The organism is Odoribacter sp., assembly GCF_985060555.1.
Genome location: NZ_CFKYFN010000026.1, coordinates 1 through 21970 on the forward strand (window position 1 = coordinate 1; position 21970 = coordinate 21970).

A 21970-nucleotide genomic window follows, 5' to 3' on the forward strand; every position below is an offset into this window, starting at 1 on the left:
GTTCCGCCGGTCAGTGAAGGAAAGCCTTAACGGACCGTTCCAGGCGAACCGGTCTGATGGCACAAAACCCGGAATCGGAATAGAAAGAAAAAATAAACCTACATTTAGTGTAAACATGTATATAAAATCAGGCTATTTCAAATCGAACTTCCCTATATCGTTTTTAACGATGATGCAGGAAATCCGGTTAATTTGCCTCTAACGAACCTGCTCAATGTGACTTATGTCAAAGCCGAACGTTATCTGATCCTTCATTACGAATAATTCACAAAATCTATTTTATAGACAAAACTCTTTGATTATAAATAATCTTTGATTAAATTTGCCCCTCATTTTGGAGTGGTGCACACTTTTAAACTGCAAGGTTGAACCTTAGCCATTTACCTTGCAGGCACATTTTCAGTGAATGGGATTTTGGCCTGCCCGACTATGCGTTTTTCCCATTCTCCGTTAATTGCAAGGGTTTGCCGCGCCAAAAAACAAACAGATGTATCATTAAAAATTAAAAAAAGTGGATCAAGTAAGTTACAAAACAACTTATGTCAACAAAGTCACCGCACAAAAAGAGTGGGTTATTGTTGACGCAGAGAATCAGGTTTTGGGACGTCTTGCTTCTAAAGTTGCGAAACTGTTAAGAGGCAAATACAAACCGTCCTTTACTCCGTTTGAAGATTGTGGCGACAACGTCATCATCATCAACGCAGAAAAAGTAGTGTTAACCGGTAATAAGTTAACCGACAAATTGTACACTCGTCACACCGGATATCCCGGAGGCCAGCGTCACACCTCTCCGGCAGCAGTATTGAAAGTACATCCGGAAAGAGTAATCGAACACGCCGTTCGTGGTATGCTTCCTAAAAACCGTCTGGGAAGAGCAGTTTTGAAAAACCTTCACCTGTATGCAGGCACCGAACACAAACACGAAGCTCAACAGCCGAAGGTAATTGATTTAAACTCTTTAAATTAACAGATCATGGAAGTAATTAACGCAATCGGTAGAAGAAAAGCAGCAGTAGCTCGCGTTTACGTCAGTGAAGGAAAAGGCAATATCACCATCAACAAACGTCCGTTGGAAGAATATTTTACCTTACCTACACTCCAGTACATTGTTAAACAACCTCTCGAACTGTTGGGAGTTACCGGTCAATATGACATCAAGGTAAATCTGGACGGTGGTGGTTTCAAAGGCCAGGCAGAAGCCCTGCGTCTGGGTATCGCCAGAGCTCTGGTTGAAATCAATGCAGAAGACAAACCTAAATTAAGGGCAGCAGGTTTCATGACACGTGATCCTCGCGAAGTTGAACGTAAGAAACCGGGGCGGCCCAAAGCACGTAAGAGATTCCAGTTCTCTAAACGTTAATCTCAGTTTAGTATCTAAATTGACAGGACTCCTTCAGTGGGACTACCTGGCAATTGCTTAAATGAAGAATGTAAACTTTTTAAAAACACAAAAATGTCAAATACGAATTTCGACGAATTATTAAATGCAGGTTGTCACTTCGGACACCTCACCCGTAAATGGAATCCTAAAATGGCTCCTTATATTTTTATGGAGCGTAATGATATCCACATCATTGACCTGAACAAAACAGCTATCATGCTGGACAAAGCTTCTGCAGCACTGAAACAGATCGCTAAGTCAGGCCGTAAAATTCTGTTTGTTGCAACAAAGAAACAGGCTAAGGACATTGTTGCTGAGAAAATTTCTAATATTAATATGCCTTATGTGACTGAAAGATGGCCGGGTGGTATGTTGACCAACTTCCCGACAATCCGTAAGGCAGTGAAGAAAATGACCACCATCGATAAGATGGAGAAAGACGGTACTTTCGACCACCTTTCAAAACGGGAAAAACTTCAGATCGCTCGTCAGCGGGCAAAACTCGACAAGAACTTAGGAAGTATTGCCGATCTGACCCGTCTGCCAGCAGCTCTTTTCGTTGTGGATGTAATGAAGGAATATATTGCAGTGAAAGAAGCTAAAAGTCTCGGTATTCCAGTATTTGCAATGGTAGACACCAACTCTGATCCGAGTTGTATTGATTTCGTCATTCCGTGTAATGACGATGCTTCTACTTCTATCAGTTTAGTTATCGACCGGGTAGCCGATGCTATCAAAGAAGGTTTGTCAGAACGTAAAGCTGAAAAAGACAAAGAAGGCACCGAAAAAAAACCGGCAGCTAAGAAAGTAGAAAAAGTAGCTGAAGGCGAAGCTGAAGAAGTTGCAGAAGAAGCAACAGAAGAACAATAATCAAAAAATTACAAACATGGAAATAAAAGCAGCTGATGTAATGAAGTTGCGTCATGCAACTAATGCCGGAATGATGGACTGTAAGAAAGCACTTCAGGAAGCTGAAGGAGATTTCGATAAAGCAGTAGACATCATCCGTAAAAGAGGCCTGATTGTTGCTAGCAAACGTGCAGACCGCGAAGCTAAAGAAGGCTGTGTTTTGGCTCACGCAGAAGGGAAGAAAGGGGTTTTGGTAAGCCTTAATTGTGAAACCGACTTCGTAGCTAAAAATGAAAACTTCATCAATTTCACCAAACAAATTCTGGATGCAGCTTTTGAGAATATGCCTGCTGATAAAGATGCTCTTTTGGCATTACAAATCGGTGGCCGTTCTATCGCAGATCAGATTTCAGAACAAACCGGTGTGATCGGTGAAAAACTGGAATTAGCTTATTATGGCAAAATCGAAGCCGAAGCTACTATCGCTTATATTCACCCGGGTAATAAATTGGCTACTGTGATCGGTTTCAACAAAGATGCCGATACCCAAGTGAAAAAAGACATAGCGATGCAGGCTGCTGCAATGGCACCGATCGCTGTCGACAAAAACGACGTTCCTCAGGAAGTGATCGCTCACGAACTGGAAATCGGACGTGATAAAGCACGTGAAGAAGGAAAACCTGAAAACATGCTCGATAAAATCGCTGAAGGCCGTCTGAACAAATTTTATCAGGAGTCTACCCTGTTGAATCAGGCTTTTGTAAAAGATGCTAAACAAACGATCAAAGCTTATTTAGCAAGTCAGGACAAAGATCTGACCGTAACCGGATTTATTCGTTTTACACTGAACGATTGATCCGAACCCAATACAATAAGAGAGCCTTAGAAATAAGGCTCTTTTTTATTACCTCCGCCAAGCATAAATTTTTTTATTCCTTTATAGCCGAAAATGAAAATGAAACCTGCAACTTCAGGTAACCGAATTCATTTTTATACGTACGAAATATCTATAAAGGAAAAATGATGAAAATAACCAGATATTTACTTTTCTTTGCGTGCTTTATACCTCTCTTGTATTTCAGGGATTTTACTCCCAATAATGAATTGAAATATCTGAGTATTGCAGATGAAGCTCTCCGCGAAGGCCATTGGTTCACCTTTTGGAATCATGGCGCCCTATATGCCGACAAACCTCCTCTTTACCTCTGGATTGTCATGCTAGGTAAGTGGCTACTCGGTACACATTCGATGTTTTTCCTGGGATTGTTTTCCCTGATCCCGGCCTTGTGGATCCTGTTCATCATGGATAAATGGGTAAACACAGCCTTACCCTCCGACCTCAGGTTAAGCAGCCAATTCATGCTTCTGACGAGCGGTTTATTTACAGGCTCGGCCATTGTGCTACGCATGGATATGCTGATGTCTTTATTTATCATTCTAAGCCTGTATACTTTTTACCGCATCTATACCGGCCGATGTTCTCCTGCTGACCCGATCAAACTACCGATTTATATCTTTCTGGCCATTTTCACTAAAGGTCCGGTAGGTTTGATCATTCCTCTATTGACCATTCCGGCTTTTTTATTGGTAAAAAAACAATTCAAAACCATCGGTAAATATTTAGGTTGGAAACAATGGAGCATATTAATCGGGCTTTGCAGCTTGTGGTTTATTGCTGTATATCTCGAAGGGGGAAAAACCTATCTGAACAACCTGCTTTTCCACCAGACCATCAACAGGGCCGTCGATTCCTTCCATCACAAAGAACCTTTCTGGTATTATCTGAAAACGATCTGGTATTCACTCGCTCCCTGGACCCTATTTTACGTTGTCGTTCTCCTCATCGGGATACGCAAACACCTTTACAATAACGATATAAAACAATTATTCCTGACCATCCTTCTTACCGGTTTCGTGGTACTTACTTTTTCAAGTGCCAAACTGGATATTTATCTTTTACCCCTATTCCCCTTTATGGCTTATTTGGCTTTCCTATTACTCCCCGAAATAGCACTCCCCAAAATCTATTTTACTATCGTTCTACCTGCAGCCGTACTCGTATTCGTTTTTCCGGCTTTATTCTTCCTCCCAGCCTTTCTCTCCCTGCCTTGGTTAGAAAGCTCTTATTTCTATTTCGCCGCCTTCCTGCTGTCTTCGTCGGCTATTCTGTGCTTATATTATCTTTACAAAAATAGATTCACTAATGCGACGAATAGTCTTTCTGTCGGTTTGCTCTTGTCTATTCTCATTGGATCGGTGAACATTTCCGAATTAAATAAATACATCGGTTTGAAAAATATTACTCAAAAAGCGACAAGAATAGCCCAAGAAGATGGTATAAAAAATTACTATTTCTACAAACTTCGAAGTGGAAAGAATTTAGATTCTTACCTAAATAAACAAATTAATGAAGTAGATCTACCCACTATAGATAGTCTATCAGGAAAACAAAATTTTATTCTATTCGTAAATAGAAACACACTCAAAAAAGAAAGTAAATTATATAATTTTTCAAATAATAATGAGTCATATACAATTGGAGATTACAGTATTATAATTTTCCAACAAAACTAAAAATTCAATGATATACGCACTCGGTTTTTTAGCACAAATTTGCTTCTCTGCCCGCTTACTTATTCAGTGGATTATATCTGAAAAAGAAAAGCAGGTAGTATCCCCTACTCTGTTCTGGTTATTAAGCTTATTAGGTTCATACTTACTTTTCTTTTACGGTTGGTTGCGAAATGACTTTGCCATAATTTTAGGACAACTTATATCCTACTACATCTACATTTGGAATTTGAACATGAAAAACAGCTGGCAAAAGATTCCGGTACTCATCCGCTACATTCTCCTCATAACCCCGATCGTAGCCATCGGATATATGTTAGCAGAGGTAAAAGGGTTCATCAATCAATTTTTCTACAATGAAAACATTCCTTTCGGCCTGCTTCTCTGGGGGTCTTTAGGGCAGATTATTTTCACTCTTCGCTTCGTCTACCAGTGGGTTTATTCGCGTAGGCACCATGACTCCATTTTACCGATGGGATTTTGGTTGATCAGTCTCAGCGGATCGTTGATTATCGTATCCTATGCCTTGGTGAGGCACGACCCGGTTTTAATTTTAGGCCAGTCGACGGGATTAGTCGTCTATTGCAGGGATATCTGGATTCTTTATAAAAATAAAAAACAAAATCCTGACCGGATCGAAGCTTAGAGCAAATTTCAGTTCTGTTTTAAATAGTATTCGCAGGATAAACATTTTTTAGATAATTTCAACTCATCGGAAAAAATCAGCTTTCCTAGCCGGTTCTTACCAACTCTATTCTTAAAAAATCTTTATTAAAGATGAGTATCTGCTATTTCATAATTTATATATCGTTTTTTCATCCAACGATACGCAAAGCAATCTTTAAAGGGTGATATGAGGCGATTGTATAAATTGTATTTCGATTTTTCAGCTATTCGCGGGTAATGACGCACCGGTACTTGTTTCACTTTTCCTTGTTGTAGCAGGATCAGAGCCGGTAAAAAACGATGCATTCCAGTAAAAAAAGGTATTCGTTGCGCATATTCAGTATGCAAAATTTTTAAGGGGCATCCGGTGTCTTTCACCCCATCTTTTGTCATCAGTCTTCGAAACCCATTAGCTACTTTCGAGGACATATTTTTCACCAGACTATCCTTCCGTCCCACCCGAATCCCCATGACCAGCTCATAATCATCGGTATATTCCAACAAAAGATTGAAATCTTCAGGTGTAGTTTGTAAATCAGCATCTATATATCCGACCAACCTGGAGCAGGTATAATCGATTCCTGCTTTCATAGCTGCGCTCAATCCACAGTTTTTAGCCAAACCGATATAAAAAAAATCTTTATTCCGCCGGCAAATTTCTCTGATCAAATCACCGCTCCCATCTTGCGACCCGTCGTTCACAAACAAAATACAAGATTTCACTTTCGATTTTTTCAGAAAAGCCGACAAAGCAGTTTCAAGCCGCAACATATTTCCTCTTTCATTATATACCGGAACAATCACGGTCAGGTCATAATCAGAAGTTTTATTAGTCATCATATTTAAAAATATAAAGTTGTATTAATTCATCCTATATTCAAACTATAGTAATATTAAAAATGTATCTTTACGCCGTATTTTAAACCCTATTTTTTCTAAAATGCGAACATTTTCTCACCCCGGTTACAAACGGTTCTTATTGTCTGTAGGATGTTTGTTATCCATACATTTCACCGCTTTATTCTTTCTCACACTATTCAGACTCGTTTTTTTCTTCAGCGCCAATTACGATTTTCCGGATCAGGAGCATGTTGGTTTTATGTCGATATGGCCTGCCTTTATCCGGGGAGTCTGGTTCGATAATGTAATCGCTTGTTACATACTCCTCATCCCTTTAGTAGCTGTTTCCATTTCGGCTTTGTTCAACTACTACGGAAAAATACTCTGGAATGTTACATGTATTTTTTTCAGTTTATTCTATGGAATCGTATTGCTGGTTACGGCAGCCAATATTCCCTATTTTCAATATTTCTTTAAAATCATCAATTCGTCGGTCTTCAATTGGTTCGGCTATATGAATACGACAGCCGGCATGGTATTCGGAGAAACCTCCTACTACCCTCCTTTGATCGGCTTTCTATTGACTTTAGTGTTATTTATCTGGCTCATGCGACGATTGATCCGTCATTTTCAACGTTTACTAAATACAAAAAATCCGTCTGTCTTTTGGCTCGACCGTATTTATATCTTCCTGACAGCCTGCATCTGTATCGGCCTCTGCCTGTTCGGTATCCGGGGACGTACCGGATATAATCCGATAAAAGTCAGTGCAGCTTATTATTGTACCGATCCGTTTTTGAATCAATTGGGCATCAGTCCGGTATTCAATCTGTTAAGCAGTACGTTAGACGATTCACGGAAAGAAAACCGATACCTTCATCTTATGCCGGAAAACGAAGCGTTGGAAAATACCCGACACTATTTAAACCGGCCGGGAATCGAAGGGATCTCTCCCATTGCACGCCAAATCAACGCCTCCGACAGTTTAAGACGTCCGAATATTGTGCTGATTTTTATGGAATCGATGTCTGCCCATCTGATGAAACGTTTTGGACAGCAGAAGGAGCTGACTCCTTTTCTGGACAGTTTATACCGACAATCCTTAGCATTCTCTAATTTTTATTCCTCAGGAATCCATACGAATCATGGCATGTATGCGACCCTTTATTCTTTTCCTTCCATCTTAAAACGAAACGCGATGAAAGGTTCTGTCATTCCCACTTATTCCGGTCTTCCGACTATATTAAAAGAACAGGGTTACCGCACCATGTTCTTTATGACCCACGAATCCCAATACGACAATATGAATGCTTTTTTTCGTACCAATGGCTTCGACGAGATCTTTTCTCAGGAAAACTACCCGTCCGAAAAAGTAGTCAATGGTTTCGGCGTACAAGATGATTTTCTTTACGACTATGCACTGAATCATTTGAAAAAACAGTCCGCTCAGACTAGTCCGTTTTTTGCTGTCTTACTTTCTATCAGCAACCATCCTCCTTACGTGATTCCGTCCTATTTCCAGCCTAAAAGTAAAAACATAGAAGAACAAATCGTAGAATACGCCGACTGGTCGATTCGTCAATTCATACATAAAGCCTCGCAACAACCTTGGTTCGACAATACGATCTTCGTCTTATTGGGCGATCACGGAAAATTAGTCGGCAATCCGGATAGTGAAATGCCTCAATCGTACAATCACATTCCTTTGATGTTTTATGCTCCCGCACTTCTCACCGCAGAAGAAAAAGAAAATTTCGGAGGACAGATCGACGTAGCTCCTACTTTATTGGGTATGTTACGTATCAATTATATTCAAAACAATCTGGGAATAGATTTATTAAAAGAAGAACGTCCTTGTATGTTTTTTAGCGCAGACAATATGTTAGGAGTCAAAGACACAAAACATTTCTATATTTACGATACGGAAAGTAAACAAGAGTTCAATTATAATATTCATAACGGAACTCTAAGCCCGGCAACAGCGAATACGACATTCGACTCACTGAAAACCTATGCCTTCTCCATGTTGCAAACGACAGAATATCTGATCCGTAAACAACTGACAACCGACAAACCACATTCTAATCCATAATAAACCATGAATACAACCCACCTTATTATCGTAGTTCCGTGTTATAATGAGGAAAGCGTACTTCCGGAAACTATCCGGCAATTATCCGGCGTCCTGAACAGAATGCTGGAAAACGGAAAAATCTCCATTGGAAAAATATTATTTGTCGACGACGGCAGTAAAGACAAAACCTGGGAAATCATTACCGAGGCAGGTAAAACAAACGGACTCGTCGGTGGTTTAAAATTGGCTCATAATTCCGGTCATCAATATGCCTTGTTAGCAGGCCTGGAATGGGCCAGTACACACTGCGATGCCGCCATTTCAATCGATGCCGATTTACAGGACGATGTCGATGCTATCGAAGAGATGACCGATTGTTTCCTACAGGGAGCGGATATTGTCTATGGAGTAAGGCGGGAACGGACGACCGATACCTGGTTTAAGAAAAATACAGCTTTATTATTCTATCAGCTAATCCGTAAAATGGGAAGCGATGTCGTCTATAATCATGCCGACTTCCGACTGATGAGTAAACGCGCATTACAGGCACTCGTATCCTATCCGGAACGCAATCTATTTCTTCGTGGAATAGTCCGGCTAATCGGTTTCCCCGAAGCTTACGTATATTATGACCGGAAAAGCCGGTTTGCAGGAGAATCCAAATATCCGTTCAAAAAGATGCTTTCTTTTGCCCTGGACGGTATTACCTCTTTTTCTGTAAAACCGCTTCAGCTAATCCTGACGGGAGGATTTATTTTCGGAATAATCGTCCCCATTATCATGATTATTTACGCCTTGGTACAACATGCTCATGCCCATACCATACCGGGTTGGACCTCCTTACTGGTCTCTATCTGGTTTATCGGTGGAATGATTATGATGGCTATCGGAATAACCGGAATATATATCGGAAAGATTTACAAAGAAGTGAAACAACGTCCCCGTTATTTTATCGAAGAAGATGTCAATCTGAAATAAATAACCGGGCTATTTGCAGATGGTCGGATATTTTCCGACCATCTGCAAAACACGGTTTCTGTTAAAAACGTTCTTCCGTTTCTGCATTTCCTATCGCCTTCTCTTTGGTAAAATGAAGAATATGGATTATATCTCTGACATCACAACTCCGGCGATTCGAAGTATAAACCGTATCTAAAACATATTCCTCTCCATATTTCTGACGAAATTCTTCCAATAGCCCCTGCTTCACTAAAACGTAGCCTTCTTCAGGCAATTCTTTTTCAAAAAGCGCCATCCGGTCACCATTGAAAAAATTGACACTATAGAAGAAATAAGTATAAGAATAAATTTTTCCTTCGGGCACCCATTTCCGTGCTTCCTGCGCCAAACCGATATCCGATTTGGTATTCAATACGGCAGGCTGATAAACTCCGTCCAAAACGACAAATATCGTAAACAATAATCCGCACAAAGCATACAATACCTGAGTATTCCAGGGTTTACTTTTCAATTTTCTAAGCAAAACAACGACAGCAACAATCGGTAAAAAGATCAGAACAATATTGAATAAATTCATTGGAATTTCTTCCAACGCATGCAAAAAAGCGATATTCTCTACAGCCCTTTTACCCGCAAAAATCGTGTCGGGAACAGCTCCTGCTTTCACGACAAAAAATACGACAGTCAGTAAAATAATAAGGCAAGAGATAACGATAGCAAAAATCTTTATGGCAGTTTTCCCCATACGAACCAACCAAAGAAAATAAACCGCCAGAAAATAACCGATAAAAGGGTATATCGGTAACAGATAAACACTTCTCTTACTTGCAGGGATACAATAAAATACAAATATCAGTGCTATAGTCAAAAAAGAATACAAGTGAACCGGATCACTGGTCCGGACTTTCTCTACCGTTTGTTGCCACTTCTCTTTCCAGGTCCCGGTCCATTTGCGGTAACGCAAACAGAAAAGAGAGAAGAGCAACAACAAAGTCCAGGGGAGATAGCCGGCCATAAGCATATAAATATTATAATAAAAAGGATTTTCATGGGAAGCATAAGACATCTTACCTAAAAACCGCCCGAAATTTTCTTCCATCATCAAATCTAAAAATTCCTGCTTTCCTTCGTTGTAAGCCAAAACATACCAAATGGCAGGTAAAACACAAGCCAATAGGGCTATCCCGATAAAACGCAAAACCAATTTCCAGAAATGTCCTTTTCTTATCCAAAGAAATACGCCGGCTACCAAACAAGGTAAAATAATCCCCACCGGTCCTTTAGTCAAGGTAGCACATCCCATAAACAGAATAGCCAGCCAGGGGATCCCTCTCATATCTTTTTCATACCACGAATAAAAACGGATAATAGCCAACACAATAAAAGCGGTCAATACCATATCTACCCGGCAGGTGAAACCGGCACGGTGTACCTCGAAACAGGTCAACATGACAAAGGCGGTCAATAACCCGACAGTTGCCCCTTTACGTCTGGCATAAAACCAATAAATAGCGGCAGCCATAATGATCAGGGCCAAAGCAGACGGAACCCGGGAGGAGTATTCGGACACTTCACCGCACAAAGTGGAAACAGCAGCCACACTCCAATGCAAAAAAGGAGGTTTAAAAGCAATCTCACCATCATAATTCCGGGGCAAAATCCAATTCCCGTGTTCCAACATAGAATAAGCCACAATAGCTTCCCGAGGCTCACCTTTCGTATTATAATCCGTTAAACCTAAAAGAGGGAAAATGGTTAATACACATATTGATAATAATATCAACAAATTACGATTCTGTTCGTTCATCTTCATCAATGATAAAAAATTAACAATAAAAACTACGATCTATTTTTTATACAGGCTTTGCTCTATAATCGGATAAAAATAACTAGTTTTGTTGTAATTTTTCACAATATAGAAAATCTTTTTGATAGAATAAACGATAAAAATGAAATCTGTCATTCAACTTTAAACCTAACATGATGAAATTTAACAGGATACTTCTTAAACTCAGCGGAGAGTCGTTAATGGGCGCTCAAAAATACGGGATAGACGTGACCCGTGTCGAAAGCTACGCCCGACAAATAAAAGAAATCGCCGAAATGGGCATCCAGATAGGAATAGTAATCGGCGGAGGAAATATTTTCCGGGGACTGAGCGGTACCAATAAAGGATTCGACCGGGTTAAAGGAGATAGTATGGGTATGTTGGCCACCGTAATCAATAGTCTGGCACTCAGTTCGGCACTCGACAACGAGAATTGCCGGAACAAAGTACTGACAGCTATACGCATGGAGCCCATCGGAGAATTCTACTCCAAAGCCAAAGCGATAGAATACCTTGAAAACGGCTATGTCACCATTTTCAGTGCCGGAACGGGTAATCCCTATTTCACAACCGATACAGGCAGTAGTTTGCGTGCCATAGAAATAGAAGCCGATGCCATGTTGAAAGGGACACGGGTAGACGGTATTTATACCGCCGATCCGGAAAAAGATCCGACAGCCACCAAATTCGAGAAAATCACGTATGACGAAATTTATAATAAAGGGTTAAAAGTCATGGATCTCACCGCAACGACCATGTGCAAAGAAAACCACCTTCCTATCGTTGTTTTCAATATGGATGTTGAAGGAAACCTTAAAAAATTAATGGAAGGCCAACAGATCGGTACGATCGTCTATTAATCTGCTAATATAATATGAACTAATAGGTTGATGTTTGTTATTAGCCCATTATTTATTAGCAAATGATGCATACATGAGTATCCTTGATTCTATAAATACACCTGAAGATTTAAAAAAAGTATCTGAAGATTCATTGATTCAGTTATGTCAGGAAATCCGGCAGAAAATCATCGATGATTGTGCCGAAAATCCGGGACATCTCGGATCAAGTCTGGGAGTCGTAGAATTGACTGTTGCGCTTCATTATATCCTCGACACCCCTTACGACAATCTTGTTTGGGACGTCGGACATCAATCTTATGCCCATAAAATACTCACCGGCCGCAAAGAACAATTCAAAACCAAACGTATCTACGGAGGAATCAGCGGTTTCCCGAAGATATCGGAAAGTGAATACGATTCGTTCGGTACAGGTCATTCTTCTACTTCGATTTCGGCAGCTTTAGGCATGGCTATTGCAGCAAAAATCAACGGAGAAACCGGGCGGCAAAGCGTGGCCGTAATCGGCGACGGTTCGATGACAGGCGGAATGGCTTTCGAAGCCCTCAACAATGCCGGGGTATACGATTCCAACCTATTAGTCATCCTGAACGACAATAATATGGCGATCGATCCCAACGTAGGAGGCTTGAACGAATATCTGTTGGACATCAGTACTTCTAAGACCTATAATAAAATCAAGGGGGATGTATGGAACGTTTTAGGTAAACTAAACCGGATCAGTCCAGGCATGAGGAATTTTATCCAGAATATCGACAATAGCATAAAATCGATGCTTCTGAAAAAAAGTAATCTTTTCGAAGCTATGGGATTACGTTATTTCGGTCCTGTCGACGGCCACGATATCCATCATCTGATCAAAATATTACGGGACCTGAAAAATATACCGGGTCCTAAAGTTTTGCATTGCATTACGGTCAAAGGAAAAGGATTTAAAGAAGCCGAAATCAATCAAACAATCTGGCATGCCCCCGGCAAGTTCAATAAAGTGACCGGAGAGCGAATTAAAGAGAATAATCCTAACATTCCGGCCAAATTTCAGGATGTTTTTGGAAACACAGTCACAGAGCTGGCGAAGAGCAATTCCAAGATCATCGGAATCACCCCTGCTATGCCTACCGGCTGTTCATTAAATATCATGATGCATGAAATGCCGGATCGTTGTTTCGATGTCGGGATTGCCGAGCAACACGCCGTCACTTTTTCTGCCGGCCTGGCGGCAAAAGGATTTGTTCCTTTCTGCAATATCTATTCTTCATTTATGCAGAGAGCCTACGATCAGGTGATTCATGATGTCGCCCTACAAAATCTGAATGTTGTATTTTGCCTCGACCGGGCCGGTTTTGTCGGAGCCGACGGAGCCACCCATCATGGAGCTTTTGATTTAGCCTATTTCAGATGCATTCCGAATATGATCATCGCAGCTCCCCTGGACGAAGCGGAACTGAGAAATATGATGTACACCGCCCAATTACCTGACCAGGGACCTTTTTCCATCCGCTATCCACGCGGAAACGGTTTTCTTGCCGATTGGCATACTCCTTTTCAGGAACTGGAAATCGGTAAAGGCAGATGTTTGATCGAGGGAGAAAAAATAGCGATTTTATCTATCGGAAGTATCGGAAATGTAGCGAAGAAAGCTGTATCTCACTTCGAAGAATCGCTCGTCGCCCTTTATGATATGCGTTTTTTAAAACCTATAGACGAAGAATTATTACATACCGTTTTTCAAAAATTTTCTAAAATAATCACCTTGGAAGACGGAACGATTCAAGGTGGATTAGGAAGTGCTGTCGCCGAATTTATGGCCGACCACCAATATCATGCTACTATAAAAAGATTAGGAATTCCGGATAAGTTTATCGAGCACGGAACTCAACAACAATTATATGAAGAATGCGGATTCGATGAAAAAAGCATAACCCGGTGCATTCAGGAAATGCTCATAGAAAAGGATACCAGAGAATGAAAAACGAATTAAACAAACATTCAAATATAGTTTTGCCGGACTTAGGGTCTTGTTACAAAAAACTAAAACAGACCTTTACCAATCTTTCGGACGAAGAATTAAAAGGCCTGCTTCGTCCGGATTCGGTCAAATATTACAAGAAAGGTGAACTGATTTACGCGGAAGGCACAAGAATCAAAGGTTGTTATTTCATATACAGCGGAATCATCAAAATATATCAAACAGGACATGAAGGGAAAGAACAAATTATCAAATTCGATCAGGAAGGAGACCTCTTCGGCTTCCGTTCAGTCATCCGGCACGAACCTGCTTGCACCTCTATAGAAACACATTCAGAGGCAATTCTATGTTATATACCCGATTCGGTTTTGTTAAACTTAATCCGGAATAATTCAGGTTTTGCCTACGATATGATGCAAATAGCCTGTAAAGAATTGGGCGACTCGAATCGTTACATCCGGGATATTGCACAAAAATCTGTAAAAGAACGCCTGGCCGAGATCTTACTCCTCATTGCAGATGATTTCGGTATCGAACAAGACGGAAGTTTAAAACTGAATATCACCCGTGAAGACCTTAGCAATTTTGTCGGGACAGCGACAGAAACCGTTATTCGTTTACTTTCCGACTACAAAAACGACGGATTGATCGAAGTCAAAGGACGTAAAATAAAATTATTGAATATTGAAAAACTGAAAACGATTGCAGGAATGTAAAAAATATTGTATCTTGAGGGGCATTTAAAAAGAGGAACCTTCAAAGAAATACAATATGTTACAAATCTCAGAAAAAGGAAAAAAAATCCCGGCTTCTCCGATCCGTAAGCTGGTCCCTTATGCAGACCGTGCCAAAGAAAGAGGAATAAAGGTCTATCACCTGAATATCGGACAGCCGGATATCGCTACTCCTGAAGTAGCTTTGAAAGCAGTCCGGCAAATGAAACTTCCTGTAATCGAATATACGGCTTCCGCCGGAAATCATACACTTCGTACCAAATTAGCCGGATATTATCAGAAATTAGGGATCTCCCTGACCGAAGAAGACATACTGATTACTACCGGTGGCTCGGAAGCCATTCTGTTTGCTTTCATGAGCACCTTGAACGAGGGAGATGAAATTATTATACCGGAGCCGTTTTACGCCAATTATACGGCTTTCGCCTTAATGGTCGGAGCCAAAATTAAAACGGTAACAGCAAAAATCGAAGACAATTTCGCCCTTCCACCGATGAGTGAATTTGAAAAACAAATTACACCCAAAACCAAAGGAATTGTAATTGTCAACCCCAATAATCCGACAGGTTATCTATATTCCCCCAAAGAGCTGGAAGAGCTGGCGAAGATTGTAAAAAAACACGAATTATACCTATATTCTGACGAAGTCTACAGACGATATTGTTATGATGGCTTAAAACATTTTTCAGTAATGAATCTGAAAGGAATCGAACAAAACACCATTCTTTTCGATTCCATGTCGAAGCGTTACAGCGAATGCGGTATCCGTGTCGGAGCGATCATCACTAAAAATAAAGCGATATTGGATGCAGCCCTCAAATTCGGCATGGCCCGCCTTTGCCCTCCCGCTTTGGGACAAATTGCAGCCGAAGCCTCTCTGGACACCACCGACGAATATTTTGAAAGCGTCTATCATGAATATATCAAAAGAAGAAACTTCATGGTAGAAGCCTTGAATAAAATGCCGGGAGTGGTTTGTCCTATACCCAAAGGGGCCTTTTATTCCATAGTCAAGTTGCCTGTCGACGACGCTGAAAAATTCGCTCAATGGTTATTGGAAGAATTCGACTATAACGGTCAAACCGTTATGCTCGCCCCTGCCAGCGGCTTCTATTATACTCCCGGATTAGGCAAAAATGAAGTAAGAATAGCTTATGTACTAAAAATCAGTGATCTTCAAAAAGCGATGGAAATTTTATCCGTAGCTTTAAAGACTTACCCGGGAAGGACATTATAAATTAAGAAACAGATTAATAGGCATTTTCCGGGAAGTTTTAGCAGATAGCTTTCAGCTTTTAGCTTTTAGTTTTATCTTTGCAGCAGAAAAGAATTATTTTTTAAAATAAAATTATGACATCGGATTCCGAATTTAACACCATCAGACCCTATTGCGATAGCGAAATAGAGGCAGCAATAGAACGTCTATGTAAATCAGAAGAATTTTTGACTCTGTTTACACACCTAACTAAAATGGACCGTGCAACCATACAAGGAGCTTTACAAGGAATTCGAAGCCGTGCGGAATTTCAAGCCAAATTTTTCGGTCCGGCCATCCAATCTCTGATCAATACGACTACAGACGGAATTACAGTATCAGGAATGGAATTGGTCGACAAAAATACTTCTTATATTTTTATGTCCAATCATCGGGATATCATTCTCGATTCGGCCATCCTGAATGTACTTTTGCGTCAACATGGTAATAAATACACCCGGGCTGCTATAGGAAGTAATCTCCTGATCAACGACTGGGTAACCGATTTGGTCAAATTAGATTCTTGTTTTGTCATAGAGAGAGATATAACAGTGAGAGAAATGCTTACGAGTTCGGCTCTCCGCTCAAAATATATCCGGGAAGTCATCGAAGAAAACGAAGATTCGGTATGGATCGCCGAACGGGAAGGAAGAACTAAAAACGGCGATGATAAAGCCCAACCCAGTCTATTGAAAATGCTGAAGATGAGCGGTCCCACCCAATTCGGGATCAATTTCAGAGAACTACATATCATGCCCCTCGCCATCTCCTACGAATGGGAGCCTTGCGATGCCCTGAAAACCTCGGAATTATATACCAAAACCGTCGGAGAATATATCAAAACTCCCGAAGCCGATATGAACAGTATGCTCACCGGGCTAAGTGACTACAAAGGACGCGTACATTTCCATATCGATCAGCTCACAGATCAGGAATTCGATGAACTGGATCAACTTCCCTCCAATGGAGACAGAATAGAAGCACTCGCCGGAATTATCGATTCTAAAATTCATCAGAATTTCAAGCTTTGGCCGAATAATTACATCGCCTATGATTTATTACATTCGGTAAATAAATTCAAAGCATTCTATACCGAAGAAGAAAAGAAACGTTTTATCGAAGTGATGACTCAAAAAATGGATAAACTGGAAGGGAATATTTCCCTACTGAACAATATTTATCTGGAAATATATGCTAATCCGGTAAAAAATCAATTGAAATTATAATCCTTCGTACAGCAAGGACGAATACAATGTTTAACGGATAGAAAAAACGATTCGCCTGCCGCATTTTAATTTTACATATAAGTTATACCCACTATGAAAATTATTCGCCTACTGATAATACTCACTGCTTTCTTACTGATGATATCGAGTGCACTATCTCTATTTAGCAATACCGATAGGACACCGGTCTATATCAACGTCGCTTCTATGGCTTGTTTAATGATAGTCGTTACACTGTTAAACTTCAAGAATAAAAATAAAAACGAACAATAATGTACAAAGTAAAACGTACAATTTACGTCGATAACCAATCGATTGACGTTTGGTTCGGATTAGTAAGCAAAACCAAAAACGGTAAAAACGGAAAATATACGGTCTATCTGTTGACCGACGATCCCAACAATCCTTATAATCACGCGGAGCCTATCTTGAGCAATATCACCTCAAAAGAAACAGCCGTCCGAAAAGCAATCGAATATACCAAAGAGCTGTTTCATAATATATTGATCAGCCAAAAAAACAACAATAAATCGCAAGAAGACAATGGAAAGAAAAGTCAGAGTTAGATTTGCTCCAAGTCCGACGGGAGCGCTTCACTTAGGAGGAGTAAGAACAGCCCTCTTCAATTATCTGTTTGCCCGCCATTATGGTGGAGATTTTCTTTTAAGAATCGAAGATACTGACCAAACCCGGTATGTACCCGGTGCAGAAGAATACATTATAGAGTCTTTGAAATGGTGTGGCTTAAAAGTGGATGAAGGAGTTGGGGTAGGTGGAGAATACGGTCCATATCGTCAAAGTGAAAGAAAAGAAATCTACAAAAAATATGCCCTCCAACTCGTTGAATCGGGAAATGCATACTACTCTTTCGATACAGCCGAAGAATTGGATGCGATGAGAAAAGAGTGTGAAGGACGTGGGGAAACATTTATTTACAATGCCACGAGCAGAGGTAAATTAAAGAATTCCCTGAATATGGATGCCGGTAAAGTAAAACAATTGCTGGAAGCGGGTGTGCATTATGTCATCCGTTTTAAAATGCCCGAGCATGAAGATCTTCTCCTTCACGACATTATTCGCGGAGAAGTCCATTTCAACAGCTCCCTGCTTGACGATAAAGTGCTCTATAAGTCGGACGGAATGCCTACTTATCACCTGGCCAACATTGTAGACGACCACTTAATGAAAATCACCCATGTTATCCGTGGAGAAGAATGGTTGCCTTCTCTTCCCTTACATGTGTTGCTTTACAAAGCCTTCGGTTGGGAAGACACCATGCCTGAATTCGCTCACCTCCCGCTGATCTTAAAACCGGTAGGGAACGGCAAATTAAGCAAACGGGACGGTAACAAAATGGGATTCCCGGTATTCCCGATGGAATTTACAGATCCGGCAACCGGAGAAAAATGGCATGGCTACAAAGAAGACGGTTATTTCCCTGAAGCATTCATCAATATGCTGGCCCTTTTGGGATGGAATCCGGGTACGGACCAGGAAATATTCTCCCTTCAGGAGTTATGCGAACTATTCACTTTAGACAGAGTTAAAAAGTCAGGAGCTAAATTCGATCCCGAAAAAACAAAATGGTTTAATCATAAATATTTGGTGGCTAAACCGGATGCTGAATTAGCAGATCTAGTCGACGAAATGCTTAAAGCAGAACAAATCGTTTTCGACAGGAAAAAAACCGAGAAAATCTGTAGTCTGATGAAAGAACGCTATAATTTTGTAGCCGATTTGTATGCAGACTGCCGCTTTTTTTTCGTTACTCCTACCGAATTTAATGAAAAAGATACCAAAAAATATTGGAAAGAAGATACACCTGCTTTAATGCGTGAATTACTGGAAATACTGAAGAGTATCGATGATTATTCTTTTGCCAATACGGAGAAAATCATTTCTGCCTGGATCACCGAAAAAGGCTTAGGCTTCGGTAAGGTAATGAATCCTTTCCGGGTAGCCATTATCGGTGCTGCTAAAGGACCGCATATGTTCGATGTTATCGAAATTATCGGTAAAGAAGAAACGATACGCCGTATGGAAAAAGCATTGTCCACTTTATAAAACCAAATCATGGAATCGGAAAAACAATATGCCATGTTTATTCATCTTTCCCAATTGGCCGGAAGTATCGTCGTCGGTTTGGGATGGATATTGCCTTTAGTATTGTGGCTGACTAAAAAAGATAGCTCCGAATACATCGATGCCAATGGAAAAATCGTGATGAATTGGATTATTTCCTGCTTGATTTACGGTATTGTCAGTGGTATACTTTGCCTTATAGGGATCGGTGTCGTCCTGCTCATCGCCCTGGCGATATGTAACCTGACATTTATTATCATAGGTTCCGTCAAAGCAAGCCAGGGAAACTTATGGCCTTATCCTTTATCTATTCCATTTATTAAATAAAGAAAAGCAGTTATATACATATTTGCACTTATAATCGTACATTAGGGTAAACATGTATATAAACACTTAAAGAAAATAACCGGAATATCAGTTTCCGGTTATTTTTTTCTCGCTTTGTAACAATCTACAGGTGCTGTTCGTCATAGTTGAAAATTGTCTTAGCTATGAAAAAATTTATCGTAATCCTTTTATCCAACTTTATTTTCACAATCAGTTTTGCACAAACCGATGCCGCTTACCGGATCTTCGGTGAAATTATGACAGTAGAGAATAAAGTCTATAAAGGTTTCATCACTTGGAATGGGAACAAAAATTATTGGATAGATTTTTTTGAGGCCTCGAAAATTGAAAATCCTTATCGTTCCTATTTCAAAAGGAGCGACGGATTGGTTTTCAGAGCAAACGACAGGGAATTCATAACACCTCCGACACATAATTTTTGTTGCCGTTTCGGAAATATAAAAAGTATCCGGCCCACTGATGTAAATGAAATCGTTCTGCAATTAAAAAACGGAGACCGACTCACTTTGGTCAAAGGGTACTCATCGGACATAAATACCCATATACGAATTACTACTCCAACCGAAACGACCTCGATAAAATGGGATCATATCAGTGAAATTCATTTTATGGGAGCAGACAAGGAGGCCATTGCCCCCGAAACGAACCAAGTCGCCGGTACGGTAAAAAGTACCCAGGGTATATACAAGGGAATCATTTATTGGAATTCCCAGCAAAGACAAAGTCAGGAAAAAATGAACCAGATAAATATTTTTTTAAACAAAATAAAGAAGTTATATGCATTCAAAGGTAAAAACGGGAACCATACTTTCGGATTGATCCCCTTAGTCTCTCCAAACGATGACCCTGCAGATGCACAGATCAATGCACTTTACCCAGTAGAAAACATAACGATCAACATGCCCAATATCGGTAGCGTATGTGTATCCCGGGCACAATTCGAAGAATTGACGATCATCCCCATCTCCGAATTGAATTTATTGAGTTATGACGATTTTCCAAGTCCCCAAGCCATAAAAGGAGAAGTAGTCACCCGCTCGGGACAAACTTTCGCCGGTAACCTGGCTTACGATCTGGACGAGAGCTATGAATTTGAAGTGCTCGACGGTAAAAACAATACGATCAGCTACCGTATCCCGTTTCGTTACATCCGCTCCATCGCACCAAAAAATTACAAATATTCCTTTATCACGCTACGGAATAACAGTCAGCTCAGCCTGGGAGAAACTTGTGATGTCAATCAGGATAACAATGGAATTATTATTTTCAGGAACGGTCAAAATCCAGTATACATCCTATGGTCGGAAATAAAAGAAATCAATCTGAAATGATCAGGTTGTAATCATCTGAATAGCGCTTTTCTATTTCATCGAAAACCTCCCAAAGAACGTCGATCGTCGGAGCCCGTAACATTCGGATCCGAAGATCCCTGAAATGAGGTAAACCTTTAAACATAGAGGCCATATGACGCCTCATATGCAGTAATCCACGAACCTCGTCGATCCACTCTACCGATAAGAGAATTTGTTCTTTGATCACCTCGATCTGTTCTTTTACAGATAAATCGGGTAATAACTCACCCGTTTCAAAATAATGCCTGATTTGTTTAAATATCCAGGGATGCCCGATCGTAGCTCTTCCGATCATTACGCCATCGACTCCATACCTCTCGAAAGCCTCTTTCGCTTTCTCCGGAGAAGTAATATCTCCATTGCCTAAAATAGGAATTTTTATCCGGGGATTATTTTTTACCCGGGCAATCGGTTCCCAATCGGCTTCTCCGGAATACATCTGAGAACGGGTACGCCCATGAATAGCCAAAGCCTGAATCCCCACATCCTGCAAACGTTCAGCAATGTCTTCGATAATGATATGCTCACAATCCCAGCCTAAACGGGTTTTTGCCGTCACAGGAATCTTAACGGCTTGTACAATCTGCCGTGTCATTTCAACCATCAAAGGAATGTCCTTCAACATGCCGGCCCCGGCCCCTTTCTGAGCAACCCGTTTCACCGGACATCCAAAATTAATATCTATAAAATCAGGCCGAACCTCCTCCACAATTTTGGCAGCTTCGACCATAGAATCGATAAAACGTCCGTAGATCTGAATCGTAACCGGACGTTCTGTTTCATCGATCGTCAATTTTTTCAACGATTTATTCACCGAACGAACCAACGCATCGGCAGATACAAACTCAGAATACAACCAATCCGCACCATATTTCTTACAAAATTTCCGGAAAGGAGGATTGGTCACATCTTCCATCGGAGCCAATATCAATGGCCTGTCTCCTACTTCTATCCCAGCTACTTTCATTTATTATT

At 40.5% G+C, this 21970-nt stretch carries 20 protein-coding genes; 17 read left to right on the forward strand and 3 right to left on the reverse strand.

The annotated features are described in order from the left end of the window. The first annotated feature begins 511 nt into the window (after positions 1-511). The 6 genes from rplM to AC5RDS_RS03020 all read left to right on the forward strand — a co-directional run bounded on the left by rplM (position 512) and on the right by AC5RDS_RS03020 (position 5447). Positions 512-967 (forward strand): 50S ribosomal protein L13, encoded by a 456-nt coding sequence (gene rplM, locus AC5RDS_RS02995; protein WP_013612864.1) that lies wholly within the window; start codon positions 512-514, stop codon positions 965-967. A 6-nt stretch (positions 968-973) separates the two neighbouring features. Continuing rightward, positions 974-1360 carry a 30S ribosomal protein S9 gene (gene rpsI, locus AC5RDS_RS03000; RefSeq protein ID WP_013612865.1) on the forward strand — a complete coding sequence of 129 codons (387 nt, stop codon included), beginning with the start codon at positions 974-976 and terminating at the stop codon, positions 1358-1360. Between the two features lie 93 nt (positions 1361-1453). Further along, positions 1454-2251 carry a 30S ribosomal protein S2 gene (gene rpsB, locus AC5RDS_RS03005; RefSeq protein WP_013612866.1) on the forward strand — a complete coding sequence of 266 codons (798 nt, stop codon included), beginning with the start codon at positions 1454-1456 and terminating at the stop codon, positions 2249-2251. 16 nt (positions 2252-2267) lie between these two features. Beyond that, on the forward strand, positions 2268-3086 hold the full coding sequence (tsf, locus tag AC5RDS_RS03010) for a translation elongation factor Ts (protein WP_022160839.1): 819 nt from the start codon (positions 2268-2270) through the stop codon (positions 3084-3086). Positions 3087-3253: 167 nt separating this feature from the next. After that, positions 3254-4804 carry an ArnT family glycosyltransferase gene (locus AC5RDS_RS03015; protein WP_229039680.1) on the forward strand — a complete coding sequence of 517 codons (1551 nt, stop codon included), beginning with the start codon at positions 3254-3256 and terminating at the stop codon, positions 4802-4804. Between the two features lie 7 nt (positions 4805-4811). After that, positions 4812-5447, forward strand: coding sequence for a lipid-A-disaccharide synthase N-terminal domain-containing protein (locus AC5RDS_RS03020; RefSeq protein WP_013612869.1), 636 nt, complete (start codon positions 4812-4814; stop codon positions 5445-5447). Between the two features lie 125 nt (positions 5448-5572). On the opposite strand, the gene AC5RDS_RS03025 is transcribed toward AC5RDS_RS03020, so the two are convergent. Then, positions 5573-6304 (reverse strand): glycosyltransferase, encoded by a 732-nt coding sequence (locus tag AC5RDS_RS03025; RefSeq protein WP_013612870.1) that lies wholly within the window; start codon positions 6302-6304, stop codon positions 5573-5575. A gap of 103 nt (positions 6305-6407) precedes the next feature. Between AC5RDS_RS03025 and AC5RDS_RS03030 the strand changes: the two genes are divergently transcribed. After that, a complete protein-coding gene (locus AC5RDS_RS03030) occupies positions 6408-8399 on the forward strand; it encodes an LTA synthase family protein (RefSeq protein ID WP_013612871.1) in 1992 nt (663 codons plus the stop codon). 6 nt (positions 8400-8405) lie between these two features. After that, the gene (locus AC5RDS_RS03035) at positions 8406-9359 is read left to right on the forward strand and encodes a glycosyltransferase family 2 protein (protein ID WP_013612872.1); all 954 of its coding nucleotides are present in this window, start codon (positions 8406-8408) and stop codon (positions 9357-9359) included. Between the two features lie 61 nt (positions 9360-9420). Here AC5RDS_RS03035 and AC5RDS_RS03040 read toward each other — a convergent pair whose 3' ends face one another. Then, on the reverse strand, positions 9421-11148 hold the full coding sequence (locus tag AC5RDS_RS03040; RefSeq protein WP_306443577.1) for an ArnT family glycosyltransferase: 1728 nt from the start codon (positions 11146-11148) through the stop codon (positions 9421-9423). 173 nt (positions 11149-11321) lie between these two features. Here AC5RDS_RS03040 and pyrH point away from each other — a divergent pair, with 173 nt between their 5' ends. From pyrH to AC5RDS_RS03085, 9 genes are all read left to right on the forward strand, one after another. Then, the gene (gene pyrH / locus AC5RDS_RS03045) at positions 11322-12029 is read left to right on the forward strand and encodes a UMP kinase (protein ID WP_013612875.1); all 708 of its coding nucleotides are present in this window, start codon (positions 11322-11324) and stop codon (positions 12027-12029) included. A gap of 73 nt (positions 12030-12102) precedes the next feature. Then, positions 12103-13998: a 1-deoxy-D-xylulose-5-phosphate synthase gene (gene dxs, locus AC5RDS_RS03050; RefSeq protein WP_041556859.1), complete on the forward strand. Its 1896-nt coding sequence runs from the start codon at positions 12103-12105 to the stop codon at positions 13996-13998. Beyond that, the gene (locus AC5RDS_RS03055; RefSeq protein WP_013612877.1) at positions 13995-14714 is read left to right on the forward strand and encodes a Crp/Fnr family transcriptional regulator; all 720 of its coding nucleotides are present in this window, start codon (positions 13995-13997) and stop codon (positions 14712-14714) included. Before dxs ends, AC5RDS_RS03055 begins: the two co-directional genes overlap by 4 nt. A gap of 55 nt (positions 14715-14769) precedes the next feature. Continuing rightward, on the forward strand, positions 14770-15969 hold the full coding sequence (locus AC5RDS_RS03060) for a pyridoxal phosphate-dependent aminotransferase (RefSeq protein WP_118107244.1): 1200 nt from the start codon (positions 14770-14772) through the stop codon (positions 15967-15969). Positions 15970-16082: 113 nt separating this feature from the next. Then, entirely contained in the window at positions 16083-17213 is a 1131-nt protein-coding gene (locus AC5RDS_RS03065; RefSeq protein WP_013612879.1) for a 1-acyl-sn-glycerol-3-phosphate acyltransferase, read from the forward strand. Positions 17214-17485: 272 nt separating this feature from the next. Next, positions 17486-17779 carry a hypothetical protein gene (locus AC5RDS_RS03070; RefSeq protein WP_013612881.1) on the forward strand — a complete coding sequence of 98 codons (294 nt, stop codon included), beginning with the start codon at positions 17486-17488 and terminating at the stop codon, positions 17777-17779. Further along, a complete protein-coding gene (gene gltX, locus AC5RDS_RS03075) occupies positions 17757-19277 on the forward strand; it encodes a glutamate--tRNA ligase (protein ID WP_046403291.1) in 1521 nt (506 codons plus the stop codon). The genes AC5RDS_RS03070 and gltX overlap by 23 nt, the downstream gene beginning before the upstream one ends. Positions 19278-19286: 9 nt before the next feature. Beyond that, on the forward strand, positions 19287-19622 hold the full coding sequence (locus AC5RDS_RS03080) for a DUF4870 domain-containing protein (protein WP_013612883.1): 336 nt from the start codon (positions 19287-19289) through the stop codon (positions 19620-19622). Between the two features lie 164 nt (positions 19623-19786). Further along, entirely contained in the window at positions 19787-20974 is a 1188-nt protein-coding gene (locus AC5RDS_RS03085; RefSeq protein WP_013612884.1) for a hypothetical protein, read from the forward strand. On the opposite strand, the gene dusB is transcribed toward AC5RDS_RS03085, so the two are convergent. Next, positions 20961-21962, reverse strand: coding sequence for a tRNA dihydrouridine synthase DusB (dusB, locus tag AC5RDS_RS03090; protein WP_494222203.1), 1002 nt, complete (start codon positions 21960-21962; stop codon positions 20961-20963). The genes AC5RDS_RS03085 and dusB overlap by 14 nt on opposite strands. Positions 21963-21970: the final 8 nt, after the last annotated feature.

Bases quoted from the DNA above. Each gene is read 5' to 3' on its own strand.
- rpsI (WP_013612865.1), top strand. From the start codon at position 974: ATGGAAGTAATTAACGCAATCGGTAGAAGAAAAGCAGCAGTAGCTCGC.
- rpsB (WP_013612866.1), top strand. From the start codon at position 1,454: ATGTCAAATACGAATTTCGACGAATTATTAAATGCAGGTTGTCACTTC.
- tsf (WP_022160839.1), top strand. From the start codon at position 2,268: ATGGAAATAAAAGCAGCTGATGTAATGAAGTTGCGTCATGCAACTAAT.
- AC5RDS_RS03015 (WP_229039680.1), top strand. From the start codon at position 3,254: ATGAAAATAACCAGATATTTACTTTTCTTTGCGTGCTTTATACCTCTC.
- AC5RDS_RS03020 (WP_013612869.1), top strand. From the start codon at position 4,812: ATGATATACGCACTCGGTTTTTTAGCACAAATTTGCTTCTCTGCCCGC.
- AC5RDS_RS03025 (WP_013612870.1), bottom strand. From the start codon at position 6,304: ATGACTAATAAAACTTCTGATTATGACCTGACCGTGATTGTTCCGGTA.
- AC5RDS_RS03030 (WP_013612871.1), top strand. From the start codon at position 6,408: ATGCGAACATTTTCTCACCCCGGTTACAAACGGTTCTTATTGTCTGTA.
- AC5RDS_RS03035 (WP_013612872.1), top strand. From the start codon at position 8,406: ATGAATACAACCCACCTTATTATCGTAGTTCCGTGTTATAATGAGGAA.
- AC5RDS_RS03040 (WP_306443577.1), bottom strand. From the start codon at position 11,148: ATGAACGAACAGAATCGTAATTTGTTGATATTATTATCAATATGTGTA.
- pyrH (WP_013612875.1), top strand. From the start codon at position 11,322: ATGATGAAATTTAACAGGATACTTCTTAAACTCAGCGGAGAGTCGTTA.
- dxs (WP_041556859.1), top strand. From the start codon at position 12,103: ATGAGTATCCTTGATTCTATAAATACACCTGAAGATTTAAAAAAAGTA.
- AC5RDS_RS03055 (WP_013612877.1), top strand. From the start codon at position 13,995: ATGAAAAACGAATTAAACAAACATTCAAATATAGTTTTGCCGGACTTA.
- AC5RDS_RS03060 (WP_118107244.1), top strand. From the start codon at position 14,770: ATGTTACAAATCTCAGAAAAAGGAAAAAAAATCCCGGCTTCTCCGATC.
- AC5RDS_RS03065 (WP_013612879.1), top strand. From the start codon at position 16,083: ATGACATCGGATTCCGAATTTAACACCATCAGACCCTATTGCGATAGC.
- AC5RDS_RS03070 (WP_013612881.1), top strand. From the start codon at position 17,486: ATGTACAAAGTAAAACGTACAATTTACGTCGATAACCAATCGATTGAC.
- gltX (WP_046403291.1), top strand. From the start codon at position 17,757: ATGGAAAGAAAAGTCAGAGTTAGATTTGCTCCAAGTCCGACGGGAGCG.
- AC5RDS_RS03080 (WP_013612883.1), top strand. From the start codon at position 19,287: ATGGAATCGGAAAAACAATATGCCATGTTTATTCATCTTTCCCAATTG.
- AC5RDS_RS03085 (WP_013612884.1), top strand. From the start codon at position 19,787: ATGAAAAAATTTATCGTAATCCTTTTATCCAACTTTATTTTCACAATC.
- dusB (WP_494222203.1), bottom strand. From the start codon at position 21,962: ATGAAAGTAGCTGGGATAGAAGTAGGAGACAGGCCATTGATATTGGCT.